Here is a 4829-nt window from a genome sequence, read left to right as displayed (position 1 = left end):
TAATGTTTTAGTCAACTGTAAGCGTTTAGCGTCTGATATATCAGCATTTGAGACATAAATATCAGCAGTTTCTAGGATTTTAGCATCACTATAACCTAAGCCTTGTAACTCACCGCCGTAACTAACGACAATACGTTTTATCTCATTAACTTGTTCATCACTATTGAATGTAGACCATTGTGTTTTAGCTGCAGAATTAGCTGAAAAGTTGACTTCGCTCTGCGGCGTTGGCACTTTATCGAGATCATTACTGTTATCTGGGTCAGTTAGTTTTTTAGAACCTACCTTTTCTGCATATATTTCAGGCTGTATTTTTTCGATATTGTCACAACCACTGACTAATAAACCAAAACTTACGAGTGCCAAAAGTAAATGAGATTTATTAATTTTCATAACCACTTTCCTGTAGATTAATCATCACCTAACAACAAATTCTCCAAAATTCCCTCATAAATCTGCGCCAATTTACCCAAGTCATCTACTTCTACCTTTTCATCAACCTGATGAATCGTCGCATTACGTACACCCAATTCGACGACTTGCGCACCAGTCGGAGCGATAAAGCGTCCGTCAGAAGTGCCACCAGAGGTTGATAGAGTAGCGTCAACGTCAGTGACGGCTTTAATCGCTTGTTGACACGCTGAGACCAATTTACCTTCTGGCGTTAAAAACGGCTGACCAGATAATTTCCAATGAATATCATAACTGGCTTTGCTGTTCTCAAAATGTTTATCAAAGATAGCATGGGTTTTTTCTTTTAACTCTTCTTCAGTGGTTTCCGTTGAAAAGCGGAAGTTAAAAACAGCATCAAGCGTTTCTGGAATGACGTTGGTGGCGCCTGTACCACTATTGATGTTCGAGATTTGCAAGGAAGTCGCAGGGAAGTAATCATTACCGTTATCCCAAGTGGCGTTTGTCAAATCTGCTAAGGCTGACATGGCGGCGTGGATAGGATTGGACGCCAGATGCGGATAGGCGACATGGCCTTGCTTACCAGTGACGGTGAGTACTGCACCCAATGAGCCACGGCGACCATTTTTGATAATATCGCCTAGCGTATCAGTGCTTGATGGCTCGCCAACGAGGCAATAAGTAATTTTTTCTTGACGCGCTTTTAAGGCTTCAATGACTTTGACTGTACCATTGATGGACGGGCCTTCTTCATCTGAAGTAATTAAAAAGGCGATAGAGCCATTGTGCTCAGGATGATTGGCAACGAAGCGTTCAGCGGCGATAGTAAAAGCGGCAATGCCCGTTTTCATGTCAGCGGCACCGCGCGCCCATAGATAGCCATCTGCAATGGTTGGCGTAAATGGCGGATAGGTCCAATTATTTTCATCGCCCGTTGGAACGACGTCGGTATGACCAGCAAAACAAATAACGGGATCAGCTGTGCCACGGCGTGCCCAAAGGTTTTTGACCTCCGCATGCTCACCGCTTTGCTTTCTATCACCGAAATACATAAACTCACAGTCAAATCCGGCCTGTTTTAGTCGAGACGATAGTATATCTTGGCAACCGTCATCATCTGGGGTGACCGAAGGGCGTTCCAATAACGCAATACTTAAGTCTAGCGTTTGCTGTTGATGGGTAAGGGTTTGTTTATTGGCGTCAGACATAGATAAACCTTTTATTTTTTAGTTAAATTATTAATTTACTTCAAATCGTATATTTTTATGCGCGTAGATTGGATTAAAAATTTAGCTTACAACTACAACCGTTTTTGATAGGTTAGGAGTAAGTGGTCAATAATACTTTTTCTAGCCCTCAACAAACGGTACCAAACCATCTCGGCGCATCCACGTCGCGATAGAGTAGCGTTGACGATGGGCGATTTGTACTTGGTGTTGTAAGTCACTGTCAAATATGATTAATCTATTGGCAACTGGCATAACATTATGATGAATGCCATGTTTATCAACGACTTCTAAAGCGCCGCCATCACTATCGCTCCAATCATCATTAAGATAAAATACTGCTGAGATAACGCGCTCATCACGACCAGTCGGATTGTCACTATGCCATTGATAGCCAAAGCCTACAGGATAACAGGCGTAATGTGCTTCACTATGGCGAATACCGGCGAACAAACTGCGATTGAATAAGGCGGCAAGCGCATTGATACTTTGCAAATAATAATAGCCTGCAAAGAAATTTTCGGTAATCCAGCGAATGCGGTCACCACGAATATTGCTCACACGAATACCAGCCGTCAGCTCGGCATCACGGTAGTCGATAAAGCCACTTTCTGCCTGCAATGCTAATAGTGCTGTATCCTTAAAGATATCATCAATAACTATCCAACCGTCATCTACAAACTTATCAAGCTGCGCATCTGTTAGCTTGTCTGACCAATTGACGTCAAAGTCCGACATGTTTAGGACGTGTTGACTGGGTGGCTTCGTACTATCGTCATGAGTCGGCAAAAAAAGCATGGGCGGATTATCCTGACCAATAGGATTATCGACCACCAACTGTGTCACCTCAAGATTGCTAATAATCTTTGTCATTTCGTCTCGCCGTTATCAGTAAACAGTCAATTCGCTTGCAATACAGCGTCAATCAACGCCTTTTTACCAAAACCATCGTTATCTTTTACTCTGCCTATGCTACCATAGATGCAATTTTTCTTATTTAAACTTTTGAACTTATGAACTATAAACACGCCTACCACGCTGGTAACTTTGCTGATGTGGTTAAACACATTTTATTGGTACAATTGCTCAATCAACTGGGGCAAAAAAACAAACCTTTTTATGTGCTTGATGCTTATGGCGGTCGTGGCCTGTATTCACTTGCCAGTGAAGAGGCTCGCAAAACAGGGGAAGCTAAAGGTGGCATCCAAGCGTTAGTAAACGCCGATGTCGCAAAAGCGCCACCTGCTGTCAAAGAGTATATGGAAGGGATCAAGCAAGCCCGTTTCACTTACGACAAAAAAGTCTATCCTGGCTCACCGTGGTGGATCGCCCATCATGTCGAAAAGAACCCTGATGCGGGCGTACGCGGTGAAGCCTTTGAAGCCAAAGCCAGTGAGTACGATGCTCTGAACTATCAGCTGCATAAATTGCCAATCGGTATTCATCATCGTGACGCCTTTGAAGGTATTCGTGCGGTTATTCCACCACAAGAACGTCGCGGTCTGATATTCTTAGACCCTCCCTACGAGCAAGAACACAAAGACTTTACCCGTCTGATTGATCTATTGGTGCACTCTTATAATAAGTGGCCGCAGGGTACTTATGCGTTGTGGTTTCCGATTAAAAATATCGAAGCGGTAGAGCTGTTCTATAAGAAGTTAAAACGTACTGAGATGAGACGTCAGTTGGTTTGTGAGCTGAATATCTATCCAAATGATATCGCCGTGGGTCTTAATGGCACGGGAATGCTGGTTATTAATCCGCCGTGGCAGTTCGATAACCATGCTCGTGAAATTCTACGTTTCTTACAGCCAGTACTAAAAGTGGCTGATGCGCCAGACCTAACGCCTGATAGTGCCACCAACGTTCGCTGGCTAGTCGGCGAATAGTGACGTCAGTAGATAGCGGTGTCAATGAATAGCAATGTCGGCGAATGAGGATATTAAGATGACTACTGAGCAACCACCTAAAGGTCAATCAAATAGCGAGCATCTGAATGATGGTTTGGTAAAAGAGCCACTGTTACAGGACAATGCGGCAACGTCGCCGCCTTTTGTTGATGAGCATGAATTTAACATTCGCTTAGCGGACAATGATAATTATGATGGTCTGACTTTTGAGGTGATTGAAGCAGAAGTTGCCGAAGGCAAGCGCGTGGTCAGTCGCGGCGTATATCTAGCGCCCAATCTGATTACCACCTTGTCGCTGCTATCCGGTTTTTATTCGATTTTGGCCAGTACCCAAGGCGAGTTTTATAAAGCCTCGCTAGCCATTTTCTTATCTGCCATCCTAGATGGTGCAGATGGGCGGGTTGCGCGTATGCTTAATGCGCAAAGCCCCTTTGGTGAGCAGTACGACTCGTTAGCTGACATGTTGGCATTTGGTGTGGCTCCAGCTATTTTGATTTATAGTTTTGCGCTGCAACCTCTGGGTCGCGTCGGTCTGGCCTGTGCTTTTGTGTTTACGGCTTGTGGTGCATTTCGCTTGGCGCGCTTTAACGTGCAGGTTGGTATCGTTGACAAAAAATACTTTGTTGGTTTAGCCAGTCCACTGGCTGCAATTCTGGTCACTGCGGCTGTTATGGTAGCCATCGATCACAATCAGTGGATAGGCGAATACGACACACTAGTGATGTTCTTATTCGCGGCTTGGGTAGTTATTTGCGGCTTGCTCATGGTTAGTAACGTTAAATACTATAGCTTTAAAGAATTTGATAAAAAGAAGGTGCCGTTTGTGGTTCTTATCATTGGTGTATTGGTCATGAGCATCGTGCTATATGACATACCTGTAGGTATTCTAGCCATTGGTATCATTTATGCGCTATCAGGTATTTTTACTACGTTAAAAAGTAAAATGTAAGAGCAAAGTTGAAGTGGAAGCGTTAAATCGTAAGTAATCAAGGGGTTAGGATATATATTAATTTAAATCTCCAAACCCCCTTGACCCTCATCTCAAAGCGCGTATAATGCGTCCCAGTCGGAAGGGAAGCTACTTAAGAAAATGATTTATCATTAATTAAGGGAGCAATTAGTTTAAGAGTTCAGAGCGACTATTTAGGTAGTTAGACAAGACTTTCAAACTAAATAAAATAACCTCTTGACTTCATAAATAAAGCGTCTATAATACGCACCTCATTAAGGCAAAGCAGGAAAGCTTATATGTAATTACATATAAATAACCTGAATAACCTAC

At 43.2% G+C, this 4829-nt stretch carries 5 protein-coding genes; 2 read left to right on the top strand and 3 right to left on the bottom strand.

Features of this window, described 5'->3' with window-relative positions; all coding sequences use genetic code 11:
* From CXF65_RS00845 to CXF65_RS00835, 3 genes are all read right to left on the bottom strand, one after another.
* The coding region (locus tag CXF65_RS00845) for a hypothetical protein (protein WP_157823956.1) at positions 1–393 on the bottom strand (393 nt) is incomplete at its 3' end.
* A gap of 17 nt (positions 394–410) precedes the next feature.
* The gene (gene dapE, locus CXF65_RS00840) at positions 411–1619 is read right to left on the bottom strand and encodes a succinyl-diaminopimelate desuccinylase (protein ID WP_101210710.1); all 1209 of its coding nucleotides are present in this window, start codon (positions 1617–1619) and stop codon (positions 411–413) included.
* 141 nt (positions 1620–1760) lie between these two features.
* Complete coding sequence (locus tag CXF65_RS00835; protein WP_101210709.1) at positions 1761–2510, bottom strand: 2OG-Fe(II) oxygenase; 750 nt, start codon at positions 2508–2510, stop codon at positions 1761–1763.
* Positions 2511–2650: 140 nt separating this feature from the next.
* Here CXF65_RS00835 and CXF65_RS00830 point away from each other — a divergent pair, with 140 nt between their 5' ends.
* A complete protein-coding gene (locus CXF65_RS00830) occupies positions 2651–3526 on the top strand; it encodes a 23S rRNA (adenine(2030)-N(6))-methyltransferase RlmJ (protein ID WP_025652239.1) in 876 nt (291 codons plus the stop codon).
* Positions 3527–3584: 58 nt separating this feature from the next.
* On the top strand, positions 3585–4496 hold the full coding sequence (gene pssA / locus CXF65_RS00825) for a CDP-diacylglycerol--serine O-phosphatidyltransferase (RefSeq protein ID WP_025652240.1): 912 nt from the start codon (positions 3585–3587) through the stop codon (positions 4494–4496).
* The last annotated feature ends 333 nt before the right edge of the window (positions 4497–4829 follow it).

Source organism: Psychrobacter sp. Sarcosine-3u-12 (assembly GCF_002836005.1).
In the GTDB taxonomy this organism is placed as follows: Bacteria; Pseudomonadota; Gammaproteobacteria; order Pseudomonadales; family Moraxellaceae; genus Psychrobacter; species Psychrobacter okhotskensis.
Note: the sequence above shows the minus strand (reverse complement) of the source record. Positions and strands in the feature narration are given on the sequence as shown.